General features: G+C 48.3%; 18 protein-coding genes. 7 read left to right on the plus strand and 11 right to left on the minus strand.

The window, feature by feature from the left end; translation table 11 throughout:
• Positions 1–8: 8 nt before the first annotated feature.
• The 4 genes from nrdB (at position 9) to ACQUQM_RS00290 (ending at position 2,277) form a co-directional block, all read left to right on the plus strand.
• Positions 9–1,139: a class Ia ribonucleoside-diphosphate reductase subunit beta gene (gene nrdB, locus ACQUQM_RS00275; protein WP_432472463.1), complete on the plus strand. Its 1,131-nt coding sequence runs from the start codon at positions 9–11 to the stop codon at positions 1,137–1,139.
• Positions 1,099–1,422 (plus strand): 2Fe-2S iron-sulfur cluster-binding protein, encoded by a 324-nt coding sequence (locus ACQUQM_RS00280; RefSeq protein WP_432472464.1) that lies wholly within the window; start codon positions 1,099–1,101, stop codon positions 1,420–1,422. Before nrdB ends, ACQUQM_RS00280 begins: the two co-directional genes overlap by 41 nt.
• 454 nt (positions 1,423–1,876) lie before the next feature.
• A complete protein-coding gene (locus ACQUQM_RS00285) occupies positions 1,877–2,032 on the plus strand; it encodes a DUF2986 domain-containing protein (RefSeq protein WP_432472465.1) in 156 nt (51 codons plus the stop codon).
• Positions 2,029–2,277, plus strand: coding sequence for a VF530 family DNA-binding protein (locus tag ACQUQM_RS00290; RefSeq protein ID WP_432472466.1), 249 nt, complete (start codon positions 2,029–2,031; stop codon positions 2,275–2,277). Before ACQUQM_RS00285 ends, ACQUQM_RS00290 begins: the two co-directional genes overlap by 4 nt.
• 8 nt (positions 2,278–2,285) lie before the next feature.
• Here the strand turns inward: ACQUQM_RS00290 and ACQUQM_RS00295 are convergent, their stop codons facing one another.
• Positions 2,286–2,621 carry a helix-turn-helix domain-containing protein gene (locus ACQUQM_RS00295; protein WP_432472467.1) on the minus strand — a complete coding sequence of 112 codons (336 nt, stop codon included), beginning with the start codon at positions 2,619–2,621 and terminating at the stop codon, positions 2,286–2,288.
• A 424-nt stretch (positions 2,622–3,045) separates the two neighbouring features.
• On the opposite strand from ACQUQM_RS00295, the gene ACQUQM_RS00300 reads away from it, so the two are divergent.
• The gene (locus tag ACQUQM_RS00300) at positions 3,046–4,044 is read left to right on the plus strand and encodes a cysteine synthase A (RefSeq protein ID WP_432472468.1); all 999 of its coding nucleotides are present in this window, start codon (positions 3,046–3,048) and stop codon (positions 4,042–4,044) included.
• Positions 4,045–4,080: 36 nt separating this feature from the next.
• On the opposite strand, the gene ACQUQM_RS00305 is transcribed toward ACQUQM_RS00300, so the two are convergent.
• The 5 genes from ACQUQM_RS00305 to ACQUQM_RS00325 form a co-directional block, all read right to left on the minus strand.
• Positions 4,081–5,127 (minus strand): MBL fold metallo-hydrolase, encoded by a 1,047-nt coding sequence (locus tag ACQUQM_RS00305; RefSeq protein WP_432472469.1) that lies wholly within the window; start codon positions 5,125–5,127, stop codon positions 4,081–4,083.
• Between the two features lie 924 nt (positions 5,128–6,051).
• Positions 6,052–6,684 (minus strand): endonuclease III, encoded by a 633-nt coding sequence (gene nth, locus ACQUQM_RS00310; RefSeq protein ID WP_432472470.1) that lies wholly within the window; start codon positions 6,682–6,684, stop codon positions 6,052–6,054.
• A gap of 312 nt (positions 6,685–6,996) precedes the next feature.
• Positions 6,997–7,221 carry a hypothetical protein gene (locus ACQUQM_RS00315; RefSeq protein ID WP_432472471.1) on the minus strand — a complete coding sequence of 75 codons (225 nt, stop codon included), beginning with the start codon at positions 7,219–7,221 and terminating at the stop codon, positions 6,997–6,999.
• A gap of 320 nt (positions 7,222–7,541) precedes the next feature.
• Positions 7,542–7,754: a hypothetical protein gene (locus ACQUQM_RS00320; protein ID WP_432472472.1), complete on the minus strand. Its 213-nt coding sequence runs from the start codon at positions 7,752–7,754 to the stop codon at positions 7,542–7,544.
• Positions 7,755–8,192: 438 nt separating this feature from the next.
• On the minus strand, positions 8,193–9,092 hold the full coding sequence (locus tag ACQUQM_RS00325; RefSeq protein WP_432472473.1) for a LysR family transcriptional regulator: 900 nt from the start codon (positions 9,090–9,092) through the stop codon (positions 8,193–8,195).
• A 209-nt stretch (positions 9,093–9,301) separates the two neighbouring features.
• Between ACQUQM_RS00325 and ACQUQM_RS00330 the strand changes: the two genes are divergently transcribed.
• Both ACQUQM_RS00330 and ACQUQM_RS00335 read left to right on the plus strand, forming a co-directional pair.
• Positions 9,302–10,501: an NADH:flavin oxidoreductase/NADH oxidase family protein gene (locus tag ACQUQM_RS00330; protein ID WP_432472474.1), complete on the plus strand. Its 1,200-nt coding sequence runs from the start codon at positions 9,302–9,304 to the stop codon at positions 10,499–10,501.
• Between the two features lie 181 nt (positions 10,502–10,682).
• Positions 10,683–10,979 (plus strand): hypothetical protein, encoded by a 297-nt coding sequence (locus tag ACQUQM_RS00335; protein WP_432472475.1) that lies wholly within the window; start codon positions 10,683–10,685, stop codon positions 10,977–10,979.
• 320 nt (positions 10,980–11,299) lie between these two features.
• On the opposite strand, the gene ACQUQM_RS00340 is transcribed toward ACQUQM_RS00335, so the two are convergent.
• Genes ACQUQM_RS00340 through rsxB form a run of 5 tightly spaced genes read right to left on the minus strand, consistent with a single transcriptional unit; the run spans position 11,300 to position 17,497 of the window.
• Positions 11,300–12,010, minus strand: a complete 711-nt coding sequence (locus tag ACQUQM_RS00340; RefSeq protein WP_432472476.1) for an electron transport complex subunit E — start codon at positions 12,008–12,010, stop codon at positions 11,300–11,302.
• Positions 12,010–12,651 carry an electron transport complex subunit RsxG gene (rsxG, locus tag ACQUQM_RS00345; RefSeq protein ID WP_432472477.1) on the minus strand — a complete coding sequence of 214 codons (642 nt, stop codon included), beginning with the start codon at positions 12,649–12,651 and terminating at the stop codon, positions 12,010–12,012. Before rsxG ends, ACQUQM_RS00340 begins: the two co-directional genes overlap by 1 nt.
• A gap of 1 nt (position 12,652) precedes the next feature.
• The gene (gene rsxD / locus ACQUQM_RS00350) at positions 12,653–13,708 is read right to left on the minus strand and encodes an electron transport complex subunit RsxD (RefSeq protein ID WP_432472478.1); all 1,056 of its coding nucleotides are present in this window, start codon (positions 13,706–13,708) and stop codon (positions 12,653–12,655) included.
• 22 nt (positions 13,709–13,730) lie between these two features.
• A complete protein-coding gene (gene rsxC / locus ACQUQM_RS00355) occupies positions 13,731–16,904 on the minus strand; it encodes an electron transport complex subunit RsxC (RefSeq protein WP_432472479.1) in 3,174 nt (1,057 codons plus the stop codon).
• Positions 16,901–17,497 carry an electron transport complex subunit RsxB gene (gene rsxB, locus ACQUQM_RS00360; protein WP_432472480.1) on the minus strand — a complete coding sequence of 199 codons (597 nt, stop codon included), beginning with the start codon at positions 17,495–17,497 and terminating at the stop codon, positions 16,901–16,903. The genes rsxC and rsxB overlap by 4 nt, the downstream gene beginning before the upstream one ends.
• Positions 17,498–17,503 lie beyond the last annotated feature (6 nt).

A 17,503-nucleotide genomic window follows, 5' to 3' on the forward strand; every position in this document is an offset into this window, starting at 1 on the left:
GAGCCGAAATGTTATATTCAACTTTTGATCCAACCTTTAATGACGCTACTAAAGAGCCGATGTTCTTCGGCCATAATGTTAACGTCGCCCGCTATGACAAACAGAAATACCCGATTCTTGAAAAGCTGATTGAGAAGCAGTTGTCATTCTTCTGGCGTCCGGAAGAGGTGGATCTGTCTACCGACCGTAAAGACTTTATGGTTATGCCGGAACATGAGAAGCATATCTTCCTCAGCAACCTGAAATATCAGACCCTGCTGGATTCGGTGCAGGGCCGTTCACCGAACATCGCGTTCCTGCCGGTAGTGTCTCTGCCTGAGCTGGAAACCTGGTTGGAAACCTGGTCCTTCAGTGAGACTATCCACAGTCGTTCTTATACCCATATCATTCGTAACATCATGACCGAACCGGCCGAAGTGTTCGATGAAATTGTGACCAACGAAGAGATCGTTAAGCGCGCTAAGAGCGTCACAAAATTGTACGATGAATTCATCGAGTTGATGAACATCTATATGATTCAGGGCCCGGGTCAGCATACTATCGATGGCAAGACATACGATGTCAGCATGCGTAACCTGAAAACCAAGCTGTACCTGACGATGGTTTCGGTGAACGTGCTGGAAGCTATCCGTTTTTATGTCAGCTTCGCCTGTTCTTTTGCATTCGCAGAACGCGCCATAATGGAAGGCAATGCCAAGATCATTAAGCTGATTGCCCGTGATGAAGCGCTGCATCTGACAGGTACCCAGTTTATGCTCAATGTGCTCAGCTCCGGTGCCGATGATCCTGAGTTTAAAGAGATCGCCAAAGAGTGCGAGCCTGAGGTCTATGAGATCTTCCGCGAAGCAGCAGAGCAAGAGAAAGAGTGGGCGGAATACCTGTTTAAAGACGGTTCTATGATCGGTCTGAATGCCAGGATTCTGGCTGACTATGTTGAGTACATTACAAACGTGCGGATGAAGGCACTGAACCTGGAACCAATTTTCCCGGAACAGCAGAATCCGCTGCCATGGATGAATGCATGGCTGGTCAGCGACAACGTACAGGTCGCACCGCAGGAAGCGGAGATCAGCTCATACCTTGTAGGAGCTATAGATAATGAAGTGGACGAAAGTGACTTCGACGACTTCGACCTCTGAGTCAAAGGATCAGGTGATGTCGGGAATTCCAAGAATTAAAGTCAATCACTACAATACGTTCTACTTCCAGTACGAGTTTTCGTTACTGGATGCCCTTGAAGCGCAGGAAATTCCTGCGCCTTATAACTGCCGCGGAGGATACTGCGGTTGCTGTAAGGTACGCTTGATCGAAGGTGAAGTCGAAGAGGTGCAGGATGCCCTTTTCGATACCGTCGGCGATGAGATCCTGACCTGTTGTACTAAGCCTAAAGGTCATATTGAGATAGAACTGCCCGAAGAGTAATAATAACGCTCTTCAGGTAGTTGAAATTCCCGCATCTATATCCTTCCTGGTCTGCCCTGTAAGTGGCTACTACCTGAAAAGTTCTGCACAGCTTTGCTTTAGTTTCTTTAAGGTTCTTTGCAGGCTGCGTTTCGACGCCTCAATAAAACGTTTGTTGGCCTCTAAGTGATTGAATTGTAAGAAGCAATTATGAGACGGGTGTTTTTGTAGACAATCTGCTGAAGGTCCCGTGATATGGGCTTTACAGCGATCTATTAAAAAGTAATTAACAGAGTTATGCACAGAAACTGTGGGTTAAATAGGGGGAGTTATCAGTGCGTTTAAGTATCCTGATTATTGCTATTCTAAGTTCAGACGGTAGAGCCGGAATAGGATAGAATAGGGGCTGATTGTCGAGATAAACAGAGAAGGGTAAGGTTGTGATATTTACCCCATCGCAGCAGGTTTGGATGGTATGAACAGAAAGAAAAAGCTTAACAGTATTCTTAAAAAACGGGCTAAAAAAGCCAATGCCAAAAACAAGATCACTAATAAGCCGCGTTATGTCGCGAAAGCTGATCGTGATGAACAAGATGCTGCAGGGCAGGAATCTGTGGATGAGGTGTCATGACAGATAGTAAGAGTCAGGGCCAGAAAAATAATCCTCTGCACGGAGTTACACTCGAGCAGGTAGTCACCGAGCTTGAAGCGAATTACGGTTGGCAGACGCTGGGTGAATTGATTAATATTCGTTGCTTTCAGAGTGACCCGAGTATTAAATCCAGTTTAAAGTTTTTACGTAAAACGCCCTGGGCAAGAGATAAGGTCGAAGCGCTCTGGATTGAGATGCATGAGCGGCAGAACTGTTGGTCATAACACTGTAATCAGCGTTCTCTGGCGAGCATCTCGGTAATCTTCAGGATACGTCGTTGCATTCTCGGCGTTAGCTTTTCATATGCGCTAAGCAGGCGTGCCTGTAGCTTGGACAGTGGCGTTCCCTGATCTTTGTTGCCAAGAATATACCACTGCAGTGATATGTCATAGACATCACATAACCGCACCACATCATTCAGTGACGCGGGTTCCGCCCCGGTCGGGGATTCCCATTTCTTAATAGTGGCAAGCGATTTGAACAGCAAGTCTGCGACATCCTGTTGCTTTAATCCCTTTGTAATTCTTGCCTGTTGTAATCGCTCAGCTCTTAACGCCCTGTTTTTCATGGCGATGATGATCTATTAAAGCCAGTAGTGAGTCACTTAAAGTGTAAAACGATTATATGTTAAGGAATAAAGGTATAAGCGTAAGACACCTTGCTTTACATAATTCGCAGCTCTCTATAGATTCACTCCTCCGGCTGAAGTCCCGTTTATGTAGTTGTACGTAGATAATGGAGTGTCGGATCTTTTCTCTGATGTTGTCAGGCTGCATCTAGAGCCTAGAACCTAGGCCATAGTTTGCCTGTTTCAGAGGTTAGATAAGGCCGGAGCATATTTGTTCCGGCCTTTTTGTTTTTGTAGTCTGTACTTAGTTAAACGTGAAATTCTGTTGCGGCTTTCAATTTACCGCTTACGGTTTTCATCTACTGGATTATTGCTCATAGTTCGTTGGCTATACTTGAGGCTGTAATACTCACCAGAGGCGTTTATGAACAGCTCACCCGCACTACTTTCTCTGATCGGCAACACGCCGCTGATTCCGCTAAAAAAAGCATCTGAACTGACCGGTTGTCGAATACTGGGTAAGGCTGAATTCCTTAATCCAGGTGGCTCGGTGAAAGACCGGACGGCTCTGGGCATTGTCAGGGATGCGGAACAGCGGGGTGAACTAAACCCTGGCGGTACTATCGTAGAAGGCACTGCGGGGAATACCGGAATCGGCTTAGCTCTGATCGCAAATGCGTTGGGTTATAAGTCAGTTATCGTGATGCCGGAAACTCAGAGTCAGGAGAAGAAAGACACCTTGCGTCTGTTTGGTGCCGACCTGCGCCTGGTACCCGCCGTGCCATTAGCTGATGATGACCATTACACTAAGGTTTCCCAGCGTCTGGCGGTTGAATTAGACCGTACAGAGAAGCTAGGTGCTATCTGGGCCAACCAGTTTAATAACACCGCTAACAGAGATATACACTACCGGACAACCGGTGCTGAGATCTGGCAGCAAACCGCAGCCAGAGTCGATGCCTTTAGTTGTGCGGTAGGTACCGGAGGGACGCTGGCCGGGGTTAGTGCTGCATTGAAAGAGCATAACCCGAATATAGTGATCGGGTTGACTGACCCCCAGGGCGCGGCGCTATATCATTACTATACCAAAGGAGAGCTGCAATCTGAGGGCAGTTCTATCATGGAGGGGATCGGTCAGAGCAGGATTACTGATAACCTGCAGGGAGCGATTGTTGATACCGCTTTTGAAATTCCAGACCGGGACGCGTTGGAATGGATATTCGATCTGCTTATTCATGAGGGATTATGCCTGGGAGGCTCGTCCGGGATTAATATCGCGGGAGCGGTACAGCTAGCTAGAGAATTAGGGCCAGGACACACTATAGTGACAATCCTCTGCGATATTGGTTTACGCTACCAGAGTAAACTCTATAACCCTGAGTTTTTACGCGCGAAGGATCTTCCTGTGCCGTCCTGGTTGTAATAGTCTGAGCATCACCGCTCTGCCGTACTGACCAGATTATTGCTCTTTGTTTATCAGTGGATAGCCTTTCTCACGCCACACACTGATTCCACCATCCATTGCTACTGCACGATCAAATCCCAGCTCTTTAAGTGTCGCCGCCGCAAGGGTCGATATCTTGCCAAATTCACAATAGGTAACGATGCGCTGGGTCGGGTCTTTAAGCTGGTCATTGACCTTTAGCTCAAGTTGCCCGCGGGGAATATTGATGGCGCCGGGTAAATGAGCTTTGCGAAAGGCTTCATGTTCACGCATATCAAGCAGCAAAATATCAGTTGGCCGTTGTTGTATTCGGCGCAGCACCTCTTCCAGTGACATAAAGGGAATCTTTTCTGCAGCATCAGATATCAACTGAGATACCGTTTTACCACCGGTCAGGTTAGTACGGAGCGCTTCGGTAAGATGGGTCGGCATCTCAAGATTCAGACTGTTCATCTGCTCGATAAAGTCTTCCCGGGTGTGTTTCTGCAGGCGTGGATTGTTGGCAATTTCATCAGCCAGAGAAGAGTGAGTTCGCTTACTGTAAATGTGGGCTGGGAAAACCTTCGTTGCGGGATCAAGTTTTAACAGGCGATTGAACAGGCTGTCATATAGCTGATCCGGGTCGCCGCCGGGAAGGTCCGTGCGACCGGTTCCTCCGAGTAACAACGTATCGCCGGTCAGAACCAGGTCTTCGATTTTGACACATATTGAATCTACAGTATGCCCCGGCGTGTGAAGGATCTCTAAACGAAGGTTACCAAGGATGATCAGCTCGCCATCATCGACATGGATGCTGACAAAAGGAGCCGGGCTGGAGCGGTGCATAATCACGGGAATTTGCAGCTGCTGTGCCAGAGTTTGAGTCGCTGAGAAATGATCTGCGTGAGTATGCGTATCAAGCAGATAATGAATTCTCAGGCCCTCTTGAGAAGTCAGGGCCAGGTAATTATCGAGTTGACTCAATTCGGGGTCGATGATGATTGCAGTACGGCTAGCCTTGCATCCGATCAGATAGGACTGACAACCTCTTTCTGTAGCTATTTGATGGAATATCATATCCATTACCCTGTTCCTGAATAATTTTACCTGTGTAATTTTTTCGTCAACTTTATTGCGGATTTCAGTATAGCAGTCTGCTTTTCTACTGTGCCGGTTATGACACTGAATGGCGGTCATCGGGTTGCGTCAGAACCGGTTATCAAAGCAGCGTTGGCAATGGCAAAAAGATAGCTTCGGCTTGGTTAGGAACTACTACGGTTGCAGCCCTTAAATAGCAGGTGGTTTTGTATTTTGAAAATTTAATTCACAGCGTGAAACATCTGTTTAAAGTGTTTCACAAATAATAAAATAAAAGTTTAATATAAACCTATTGATTTATGTAACATGCTGAAATAAAAGGGTTATTTTGCATGTGATGTTTATGTGAACGATTTGTTTCAGTTCCTTTAATAACGGGCCTTATAGCCATCTGCCCCAATACTTTCAACAGAGTTATCCACAGAATATGTGCACAACCATGAGCGTCTGAAAAAGCGGTTTTTTTGACCTATGACGTTGAGCAGGAATTGTGTTTTTGACACTAAAGCTAAGCTTGTAATAAGCGCAATTGTCAACTGATATGGATCAATCTTCAGACGTATGAGATGACCAGGTATTGTCTTTGCCAAGTAGCAAGTTTGCACAGGAAAAAGTCTTAACTGATATTGGTGGAGCTATAAAATTTAGCGATGAAGATAGAGTGGATGTGATGGAATAGGTGACTTATTAATTTCAACTTAAATAAGCATTTCAGTCACGCTATGCTGTCATGGCCGATTGGATTGATGAGTGGTTAAGCGCTGATGAATTGTTGTTTGCTGATACCCTGGCAGTAATTAGCCAGAAAAACTGCTTAGGGGCTTAAGGGGGCGCCTGAAAGTCGTAGAGTAATACACGAAAGTTAAAACCTGTCACTGCAGGCCAATGCCGGGCTGGGAATGCTACCTGCTACTCAGTTTTATCCTTGAATTCACACAGGTCTTCGATGATGCAGCTGCCACAACGCGGTTTACGAGCTACGCAGGTGTAGCGACCATGGAGGATCAGCCAGTGATGGGCATCGATCAGAAATTCCTTCGGCACGAAACGCATAAGTTTCTTTTCAACTTCCAGTACATTCTTACCAGGTGCGATCTTAGTACGGTTGGAAACCCGGAAAATGTGCGTATCGACCGCCATTGCTGGGTGGCCAAAGGCGGTATTGAGTACCACATTCGCTGTTTTGCGTCCGACGCCAGGCAGGGCTTCAAGGGCCTCCCTGTCTTCGGGAACGACTGAGCCATGCAGATCGATAAGCATCTTGCAGGCTTTATGAACATTCTCAGCTTTAGAGTTATACAAGCCGATAGTCTTTATATACTCCTTTAAACCATCAATCCCCAGGTTGTAGATCGCTTCAGGCGTGTTTGCCACCGGAAACAGCTTCCGGGTCGCCTTATTGACGCCAACGTCTGTCGCCTGCGCTGAGAGCGTAACAGCAACCAACAATTCGAAAGGATTACTGTATTCCAGTTCGGTTTCAGGGTTCGGGTTTGCGTCCCGCAGGCGGGTAAATATCTGGTGGCGTTTCGCTTGGTTCATAGCACGGCGTTTGGTAGTGATCGGTTTAGTGTGGGTATGGTATCGGGGTCTGGAGTTTCGGGCAAGCGCGAAACGAGACCGGCGGCAAGCTGCCTTGCCAGACGTCACTACGTGACTTGCTAGCGGCTAGACGCGGCTGCGCCGCTTGCTAGAAAAAGCCTGAGAACTACTGTGCGACAAGGCAGCATCTATAGGGTTTTCGGAATGGATGTTTTTGTAGTGTTCTGCTGCTGTGTAGGGTTAGAACTGAGCAGAAACAATATTTGCTACTTGCCAGAATAAATAAATAGCATATACAGATTAAAGTCAGGCTCAGGATAAAGATCGCTGCGCCAGTGGCCGGCGGCTTTGATTGAGCATCATCTTGATGGCTTGCTTACGTAATGCATCCAGGTAGGCCTGATAATCACCGTAGCCGTGCTCATGGGCTGCCAGGTTAAGGGACTGATTCTCAGTCAGGGCGCGTTGCGATTTCAGCTGTCTGGCCCGTTGTTGGATTCTGGATATGCCGAGCAATTGCTGATTACCTGGATTCATGCCGTATCACCCTTTTCGGTTAACAGAACTTCAAGTGTAGAACGTAATTTAGAAGTTGCCAGAGCGATAATGGTCTGCTGGTGCTTGATTGATCCTGATCAGTTTGTTGGCTTTATCTTTGTTGGCTGATATTGCAAAAAGGTGAGGATCGTCTAAGACCAGATCGTTGTTTGTGCTAAATAATATGCAGAGTTTTTAGGTCTGCTTTTAACGTGAGGCGACATTAAGGTTCTATGACCTGAATACATCCATAGCTTAAGTTGCCCCAAAAGCGGACATTAAGTAGAAGGACAAAGTCCGACTCATTACTGCTTAAGGCGTCAATTTGTCGTTACATTCGTCGAACTGGCGTCGTGCTGTTTGAGAATGTCTTCAATTTCAGGCTCGGTTTCATCCGCTATCATCACCTTGATTTGTTGGTTTTCCTCATCAATATAAATTTGTTCCTGCGGAATTCCGATTGCAATCAGGTCGTTTCGTGCGTTCCTAATTTGATTAGCGGACTCGTACGTTCCGGTAACGGTCTTGGTCATGAAGTAGCCCTCCAGGATTCGGATTAAATTTACATAGGCATAAATTTAGAATAGATGCTCTTCAGGGGCGGCGTCCAGAATGTCGCATACTTATCTATCTGGAGCTGTTGATGCGGTGTTGAGTTAACAATTACTATAGAAACTAGTGTTGGTATTGCATTGTTTGAACGCTTTGATATGAACACTACACTGACTATTCATTAAAAATATAATGGCGTTGAATGTTCACCTTATGTGGGTAGGTGCCGTCCGTTAAAGCACAGCTGAGTCCCCCCAATGTTCGCAGTGTGTTGGTAAGCGATCCGGATCAGGTCTCAGGCGCGTTATGGTCGGCTACGTGCCAAAAGCGTACATTGATAGTTACAATCGGTTTAGATTCTTAACGACCCAATAAAGGCATAGCGGGGGCTTTGAGCCGACCAATTTATTGTAGATAGATTAATAATCAGCAAGCATTACTGCGCATTTTTCTCTAAGTACTTCCCTGAACATGATCACAGCTGGTGTTACTTGTTTTCTGCTAGGGCACAGTAAATAGAGTTGTACTGGTGGTGATTGAAAATCTGATAATACCTGTACTAATTTTCCGCTACGCAGATCTGAAGTGATATCTATCTGAGACCTGTGCACGATACCTTTTCCAGCAACAGCCCAGCGTCTGACAATATCAGTATCATTACTTACTCTATTACTGCTTACTTTTATTTTGTAACTGCCAGAGTTATCAATATATTCCCAATTATCGAACAGCTGACGGTCAAGCCTGTATAACAAACAATTGTGCTTTCTCAGATCTTCAGGGTGCGAAGGTTCTCCAAACTCAGATATGTAGGCAGGAGAAGCGCAGGTTATTCTGCCAATAGTCGCAATATGAAATGAAACCATCGTTGAGTCTTCTGGCTTACCATAACGAAGAGCAACATCAACCTGATCCAGGAAAAAGTTCGAAAGGGAGTCACCTACATTTAAGTTGATTGACAGGGAAGGATGCTTATCCATTATTTCATCTATCCAGGGTAAAACTATATTGCGCCCTAAATCTGATGATACTGAGAACCGTAATTCTCCACCGATCTTGCCCTGCACCTGATGGGCCGATAAACGCCCTTGTTCAATCGATCCAAGTGCCTGACGACAATGAAACAGGAACTGTTCCCCTTCTGTTGTAATTCGTAACTGTCTGGTTGTTCTTATAAACAGTTGTATATCTAGCTGTTTTTCTAGTCGCCTGAGCGCCAAACTGGCCGCTGCGGGCGTGATACTCAGTTGTTTCGCTGATTCGGTGATGCTGCCAGTTTCTGCAATTCGAATGAAGAGGCTCAGATCTGAAGTATTCATTATTAACTTTTTTTTAATAGTGATTAATAAATAACAGCGTTTTTAGTTTATAGATTGTCGTTGATAATGTCTTTAATACTCTTTGTCACTGTTAATCGGAGTTGTTTATTACGTCTAGCCCAGACATCTGTAATTGCTAAAGTTTGTGGATAATTCTGCATGTTGAAGTGCGTAAAAGCATAATGGATTTAGACTCTTAAGAGGTCGCTATGATCGAGATATCAGATTCAATTGATTTACTTAAACGCTCACTGGAGCTGCCTTGCGGTGCTGTTTTAAAAAACCGAATTGCAAAATCAGCCATGTCAGATTCGCTTGCAGACGGAGCGGGCGATCCAACAGAGGCACAGATTCGGCTCTATGAGCGATGGGCTGAAGGAGGGGGAGCACTATCGATTATTGGTGAAGTACAGGGAGATCCACGCTTTCCTGAAAAACCTGGGAATCTGGTTTTTGGAGCTAATTCTAATCTTAAGGCTTTAAACGCATTAGCCACTCGAGCTTCGATTGAGGGGGCGCATATATGGCCTCAGATAGGTCATGCAGGAGCGTTATCGTACTCACCGATAAGCCAGCCTACAGGGCCGTCAGCTCTTGAGATTGGAAGCTTTCAGTGTGCTGGTATGTCGATGGCAGAGTTGAAGAAATTACCTGATATGTATGCCAATGCTGCGGTACTTGCAAAAGGTGTTGGATTTACTGGTGTTCAGATTCATGCGGGTCACGGTTTTTTACTTAGTCAATTTCTGTCACCACTATTCAATCGTCGTAATGATCAGTATGGCGGTTCTATTGAAGCGCGATGTCGCATTATTGTCGAGGTGATTGATAAAGTGCGACGTGCAGTTGGTCCTTCATTTCCTCTCGGGCTTAAGGTTAACTCGTCTGATAAACTAGAAGGCGGGTTAACACAAGAAGATGCTTTAGAAGCTATTCGTATTCTGGATCAGACTTCAATTGATCTGATAGAAATAAGTGGAGGCACCTATTTCCCAGAAGCTAAGGCAAGCTCTTATAGCTCAACTGGTGGCCCATACTTTGTTGAATTTTCCCAAAACGCACAGAATGTAACCAGCGTGCCTTTGATGGCAACAGGCGGAGTTAAAACTCGAGAAGAGGCGCTAAACTTGCTGGCTAGTGGTGCTGTTGACATGGTCGGATTAGCACGCGCTATGGTATTGAATCCTGAGCTTGCAAAAACTTGGTTGAGTGAGGCGGGTGGTGATCCTTATTTTCCTAAATTTATGACATCACCTCCAGGTGGAGTAACAGCTTGGTATACGATGCTTTTAACTGCTTTAGGCAATGACAGTGAGAGTAGCTTCAGGCTAGATCTCCACTCTGCTATTCGCATTTATGAAGAACGTGACGGGAATCGTTGCGCGAAGTGGAAAAAGAAGTTTTCGTGAGAAAAAAAACATATCAAAACCGCCTTGGTGATATGTCTGCTTTGGGGGGATCGACTATTGAGCCATTGTCATTGCTGGACAGTTCAGAAAAGTTATTAAGGGGATAGAAGCCGACTTTTAGAAACTCTGTGTTAGCCTATAGACAGCAGTATCTTTTCTCACAACTAAAAAAGGGGTAAGTATGGCAAGAAATCCTAAAGGATCAGGGTACAGAAGTCCCAATCCGAAGAAGGTCGCTCGGGGAATAGTGGAAGCTGTTGAAACAGAGGGGCCTTTTAATGACTGGGTTGGCATGCCTCAATATTATATCCACCACTTAACCGTTGATTCTCTGGGGTATCGCTATCTGTCGCCTGACAAGGAACTGGGAATTGAATTAGGGAAAAAAGTGACTTTTCGGTACAAAGAAACCACCAATGACAGGGTCATCGACAAAAGATCCCTAGGGGTTGTTATCGATCCGAGTGAACTACTGTAGACGCCCTTGACAGCTAGCTGTTCTGGCGAGAAACGTTTGGATTGTGTCAATATGTGACCAAGACGGGAGCAAAGGATAGGTATTGCTGGAGTCCATAAATTGGGTCAACTACGGTCATACCTTTACGACCTTGTTAAGGCCAGGCCGATAATATCTTCATCATAAAAAAGGAGGCAAATAGCCTCCTTTTTTGATTTTGATTTTGATTTTGATTTTTCTAGCCACTAGCGAGCGGCGAAGCCGCGTTCTAACTACTAGCAAGTCGCGTAGCGATGTCTGACAAATTTCCGCTTTACGGGCAATATCTGAAACGGAACGCTTCAGATATTGCCCGTTACCCGTACCCGTTTAGCTTCACCAGACGGTGCTATCGGTGTGGCTTCTTTACGGCGTTCTTCGAGGCGGGCATCGATGATATTCTTGAGGGCGATCAGCAGTCCCATGCCGACGAATGCGCCGGGTGGCAGGATGGCGAACAGGAAGCCGGTGTAATCGTCGATCAGAACGATTTTCCAGCTCTCAGCCATCGGACCAAATAACAGCTGCATATCAGAAAACAGCGTACCCAGGCCGAGTATTTCGCGCATTGCGCCAAGAATCATTAGTACAGCAGTAAAGCCAACACCCATCATGATGCCGTCCACGAGGGAAGCGCCGACGGGGTTTTTACAGGCGAAAGCATCGGCGCGGCCCATGATGGCGCAGTTGGTCACGATCAGAGGAATAAAGATGCCGAGAATCGTGTATAGCTCGTAGGTAAACGCCTGCATCAGCAGTTCGATGCAAGTTACAAACGAGGCGATAATCATGACAAAGATCGGCAGACGGACTGAGTCCGGCACGAACTTTCGGAACATCGAAATAGTCAGGTTAGAGCCGACCAATACCAATGTACTGGCTATACCCAGGCCCAGAGCGTTAACTACCGTACCGGTAACTGCCAGCAATGGGCAGAGCCCCAATAACTGTACCAGCGCCGGGTTATTGTCCCAGAGTCCGTCGAGGCTGATTTTCTTATAATCGGTAGCCATTATTCTGTGCCTGTCAGGTTGGGTTTACTTTCCATCAGTGCTGCTTTGTTTTCACGGAAGTAGTGAATAGCCCTGGCGGTTGCGTTAACGATTGCCCTGGGCGTAATCGTTGCGCCGGTAAACTGATCGAAGCGGCCGCCATCTTTCTGCACCGCCCAGCTGGGATCGTTACTGCCTTCATAGCGCTGGCCGTTGAAACTCAGTACCCAATCCGATTTTTTCAGGTCGACTTTGTCGCCCAGTCCCGGTGTCTCTTTGTGGGATAAAACCCTGACGCCGGCAATACTCTCATCGGCATTGATGCCAACGATGATATTTATGTTGCCCGTATATCCGTCCGGTGCGGTGGTCGGAATAATAACGGTGACGACCTGACCATCCCGACGTGCCCGGAATACGTCTACCGGTTGTTCGGAAGCAGTCAGGTAGGGCGCGGTAATCGTAACGGTATCTTCAAGCAGACTATTATCGATACTGTCTTTCGGTACTATCTCGTACAAAGCACGGGCGCGCTGTTCCCGCTCGTTGATCTCGATACGTTCTTTGGTAGATACCTGGGTCAGCGCGATAGCGCCGGAGGTGATCACGGCAAAGATACTCAGGCCCAGAGCGCTGTTTCGGATAGCTGTCAGCATTTCCATCTTAGTTATCCCCCTTCATGCCGCGATTAGCTTTGTGGTGACCGTAGGAACGGGGTTGGGTGTACTGATCGATAAATGGCGCGCAAAGATTCATCAGCATGATGGCAAACGCGACGGCATCGGGATAGTTGCCCCAGGTACGGATGACAAAGATCAGTACGCCGATACCGGCACCGAACCATAACTTACCTTTGTTACTGGTTGCTGAGGTAACAGGGTCGGTAGCAATAAAGAACGCGCCTAACATAGTCGCGCCAGCGGTCAGGTGGAAGAACGGGTCAGGGTAATTATCCGGTGCAATCAAGAAGAACAGGGTAGAGATGACAGCCAGGCTGCCCAGCATTGCTACCGGCGTGTGCCAGGTAAATATTTTACGGTACAACAGGAATACGCCACCCATTACGTAAGCGGCGCTGACTGCATGCCATGCGCCGATGCCGTTGGCCAGCAGTGGATCGTTAGCCCACATCTCTTCGGTGGTAAAACCACCACGGTGTTTCATAATATCCAATGGCGTAGCCATCGTATGAGCATCGATAACCAGCGGGCTGCCTGCACCGAAAATGGCACTCAGAGTATCGCCTAGTCCCATTACAGCCCAGCCTTCGCCGGTCATAACAAAAGGCGCAGTCCAGCTGGTCATCTGTACCGGGAAGGAAACCAGTAGCAGGGCGTAAGCGACCATAGCCGGGTTAAACGGGTTATTACCCATACCGCCATAAAGGTGCTTAGCAACAGCGATAGCGATAATAATGCCTACCGTCATGACCCACCAGGGGGCGAACGGTGGTAATGCCAGGCCGAGTAAGACAGCGGTGACGGCGGCACTGTAATCCTGCAGGTAGAAGCTAACCGGCCGCTTGCGCAGCTTGATGATGAGGGCCTCGAGTCCGATCGCCAGAATAAGGCCCCAGATAACCTGAATCAGCGTTCCCCAACCAAAAAAGAAGGTCATTGCCGCCAGCCCTGGAAGGGTTGCCAGCAATACCGTCTGCATCACGTTACCGGTATTGCCGGGGCGGTGGGCATGGGGTGAAGTAATTCGAATTAATGCCATGTCTGCTACTCAGAAAAAGGAGTTACCCGGAGAAACGTTCCAGGGTTGAGTTCAATTGCTCAGCTTGCGCTTTTGCTGTCACCAGAGACGCCTCGAGCTCGTTTTTTTCGGTTTCTTCTGCTTTGCTCAGGGCGCGCTCGGCTTTAGTAACGGCGGCGCGGGCCAGGGCTGCATCTATCTTCAGCTGCTTAAGGTCGACACCCTCAGCAGCAGCAGCGGCGATCTTTACCGCTTCTGCAGCATCAAAGGTTGCTTTGGCTTGATTGTGGCGTAGCTTAAGCTCTGCAATCTCGGCTTCAAGTTCTGCTGTATCCGTGCCTTCTTCTGCCTGATTCAGCTGTTTTTCAGCTTTTTTCAGCTTGGTACGCATAATCGATACCTGCTGCTTGAGCTCTTTCATATCGATCGGTGCTACTTCGGCAGATGTATTTGCAGTCGGTTGCGACAGTCCCAGTGCTTGTGCCAGCTCTTGATTCAGTTCGGCTAGCTTACCCTTTAGCTTGTCGACGCCTGCTGCCATTTTTTCGGCGGCAGGGCTTTCAGATGCAACGGCTTTATCAAGGGCCACCTGGGCTTTATTTACTTTGCCCTGCATTGCGCTGATGTCGGCTTTCAGCTCATCAAGGTTTACAGCTGCTGCTGGTTGTGCCTGCTGCTGAGCTGATGCCAGCTCCTGTTGCAGCTCAAGCAGTTTGCCTTTCAGCTTGTCGACGCCTGCTGCCATTTTCTCGGCGGCAGGGCTTTCAGATGTAACGGCTTTATCAAGGGCTATTTGCGCTTTATCTACTTTACCCTGCATTGCGCTGATGTCGGCTTTCAGCTCATCAAGGTTCACCGCTGCTGCTGGTTGCGCCTGTTGCTGAGCTGATGCCAGTTCCTGATTTAGTTCGGCCAGCTTACCCTTTAGCTTGTCGACGCCAGCTGCCATTTTTTCGGCGGCAGGGCTTTCAGATGCAACCGCTTTATCAAGGGCTATCTGGGCTTTATCGACTTTGCCCTGCATCGCTGTGATGTCGGCTTTCAGTTCATCAAAGTTCACAGCTGTTGCTGGTTGCGCTTGTTGAGCTTGAGTTAATTCCTGCTCAAGCTCGATCAGTTTGCCTTTCAGCTTGTCAACGCCAGCTGCCATCTTATCGGCGGCGGGGCTTTGTGATTCGACGGCAGCTTTCCAGGCAGTTTCTGCTTTACTGACTTTGCCTTGCATCGCTTCAATGTCAGCCCGCAAGGCGGTCAGATCAACGGTCGGTTTTGCGCTACCACTAGTAATAGTGTCGCCAGCTTCAGCCTCTTTAAATGCTTGTTCAGCTGCGGCTGATTTGGCCTGTAGTTGCGATACTTGTGTCTGCAGAGCGGCCAGATCACCTTCACCAGTTTCTTCGGCGTTCAGCAGTTGTTTTTCAGCTTTTTTCAGTTTAGTACGGGCAACGGCAGCGTTAGTCTTGAGTTGCTTAATATCAACGGTAACGGCAGGCGCTGGCGCTTGTTGAGCTTGTTCGTAAGCTTGCTGGGCAGTATCGCATTTAATCTGCAACTGAGTGACCGTTTGTTGCAGTGTCTCGATACCCTCAAGCCCTTTGTCCCGAGCGTTGCTTAGCGCTTTCTCAGCTTTCTTCAGTTTTGTACGGGCGATCGCAGCGTTGCTCTTGAGCTGTTTCAGATCCGGCGTGGCATTGACCTGAGCTGCTGCCTCTGTGGTGGTGCTCTTAGTTACGGGAGCATCTTTTTTAGCCGCCTGAGCTTTAGCTGCTTGCTCAGCGCGGGCTTTACGCCGCTCTTCTTTCTCGATTTTCTCTCGTTCCAGACGCTCCTGACGGGCTTCAAAACGAATTCTGGCGTGATCCGCCTTACGCTGCTCAGCGTCCTCTTTGCGGATCTCTGATTTGGCGAAACGGTAGTACTGGACCAGCGGTATGTTGCTGGGGCATACGTAGGAGCATGCGCCGCACTCGATGCAATCGAATAGATTGTGGTGTTTAGCCTTATCGAATTCGCGACCTTTAGCAAACCAGTGCAACTGCTGCGGCAACAGCTCTGCCGGACAGACCTGCTCGCACATTCCGCACCGGATGCAAGCTTGTGCCGGCGGTTGAGGGGGCAGTTCTGCAGCCGAGCCTGCGATCAGACAGTTGGTGGTCTTGATCATCGGAATCTGATCATTATCCACAGTGATACCCATCATCGGGCCACCGACTATCAGGCGGTATAAAGTGTCGTAGTTAACGTCACAGTGCGCCAGTAACTCCGCAAACGGCGTACCGATACGGGCTTCTATATTCTGTTTGCGGCCAGTCGCTTCGCCGGTAATAGTAACGACTCGGGAAATTAGCGGTTCACCATGGTTGACGGCACGATGGATCGCCGTCGCTGTACCGACGTTCTGACACACGATACCAACATCGGCGGGAATCTTGCCGCTGGGTACTTCTACGCCGGTGAGTAGCTTTATCAGCTGTTTTTCACCACCGGAAGGGTACTTGGTCGGGACGGTAACAATATCCAGATTCAGGGTGCTGTTATCCAGAGCTTCATGCAGGGCGCGGATCGCCTGAGGCTTATTATCCTCAATACCGACCATAATATGCAGTGGCTTAAGCAGGTGAGCGATAATCTCGATACCACTTAGAATCTGATCGGCGCGTTCGCGCATCAGCATATCATCGGCGGTGATATATGGTTCGCACTCGGCGGCATTGATGATCAGGGTGTTGACGATATGATCATCACCGAGATGCAGTTTTACATCGGTCGGGAAGCCTGCCCCTCCCATCCCGGCAACGCCGGACTGACGGATAAATTCGATTAGTTCCTGCTTAGGTAAAACAGTGTAGTCGTCCAGCCCCTCATGCTCTATCCACTGATCGTCGCCATCCGCTTCGATAATAAGGCAGTTGGCGGTCATACCTGACATGTGGGGGACCGGGTGCTGTTCGATGGCGGTTACTATGCCTGAAGTCGAGGCGTGTATATTAGCGCTGATACGGCCGATCGCTTCTGCGACCAGCTGACCTTTAAGTACCTGATCACCGACTTTAACCACTGGATCTGCAGGCAGGCCAATATGCTGCTGTAGTGGCAGGACAATTTTTTTCGGCACAGGTGCGAGACTGATTGGCGCACCGGTGGATTGCTTCTTGTTCTCAGGTGGATGAATACCGCCGTGGAAGCTATGGACTCTAACCTGATTCTTAAGCGTCATGCATCACCTCCCAGGGCAATGCCGGGCTTGCGGTCGGTAGCGATCAGTTCAACGCCAGGCTTTGGCGCAGACCATTGCCAGGTGTTGAGGGTGGTTTCAATCGGATTCATATCAATACAGTCGACCGGACAAGGCTCCACACAGAGGTCACAACCGGTGCACTCTGATTCGATAACGGTATGCATCTGCTTGGCCGCGCCAAGGATGGCATCTACCGGGCAGGCCTGAATACATTTGGTGCAACCGATGCACTCATCCTCGCGGATATAGGCGATCGATTTAATCTGTTCTTCGCCGTGTTCGGCATCCAGTGGCACCGCTTCCACATCCAGCAGGTCGGCTAATGCTTCAATCGTGCTCTGACCGCCGGGAGGACATTTGTTGATCGCCTCCCCGTTAACTATCGCTTCGGCATAGGGGCGACAACCAGGATAACTGCACTGACCACACTGGGTTTGCGGCAGCATGGAATCGACCTGGTCAACCAGCGGATTGCCTTCCACTTTGAAACGGATCGATGAATACCCCAGCAGGATACCAAAGACCAGACCCAGGCCTAACAGAACTAAGACGGCGACTAATACAACGCTCATAATGAC

Source organism: Amphritea sp. HPY (genome assembly GCF_050870985.1).
GTDB lineage: Bacteria > Pseudomonadota > Gammaproteobacteria > Pseudomonadales > Balneatricaceae > Amphritea.